Source organism: Methanimicrococcus blatticola, from assembly GCF_004363215.1.
Lineage (GTDB): Archaea > Halobacteriota > Methanosarcinia > Methanosarcinales > Methanosarcinaceae > Methanimicrococcus > Methanimicrococcus blatticola.
The window spans coordinates 447,129-447,654 of sequence record NZ_SNYS01000005.1 but is presented as its reverse complement, the minus strand read 5'-3'; the positions used below and the strand labels follow the sequence as shown (position 1 = coordinate 447,654).

The following is a 526-nucleotide window of genomic DNA, read 5'->3' as shown; positions in this document are numbered from 1 at the left end:
GTACTTTGACATATTGGCCGTTTCGTTCATAACGATTATGTGTTCATCTCCCGGAATGACAGACACCGTGTAATCGGCTCCCGTTCCGCCGTTTGTTTTGTATGTTATGTTATAATACGTCGTCTCGTCATGTTTCCACTTCGCGTACACCGTCATGTTATCTGTCAGCGTTACGTTTTCGCCGGCCGTGTAAACCGTTCCTGATCCGTCCGCATTTTCCGTCCAGTTTTCAAACACGAATCCGTACTTTGACATATTGGCCGTTCCGTTCGTGACAATTGTATGTTCATCTCCCGGAATGACGGACACCGTATAATCGATTCCCGTACCGCTGTTTGCTTTGTATGTCACATTATAATACGTCGTCTCATCATGTTTCCATTTCGCGTACACCGTCATGTTATCTGTCGGCGTTACGGTTTCGCCGGCCGTGTAAACCGTTCCTGATCCATCCGCATTTTCCGTCCAGTTTTCAAACACGAATCCGTACTTTGACATATTGGCTGTTCCGTTTGTGACAATTGTA

At 46.2% G+C, this 526-nt stretch carries 1 protein-coding gene; it reads right to left on the bottom strand.

Annotated elements, in window-relative coordinates; genetic code table 11:
* Positions 1-526, bottom strand: a 526-nt coding sequence (locus tag C7391_RS08665; RefSeq protein WP_166627362.1) for an InlB B-repeat-containing protein, incomplete at both ends; no start/stop codon positions are given.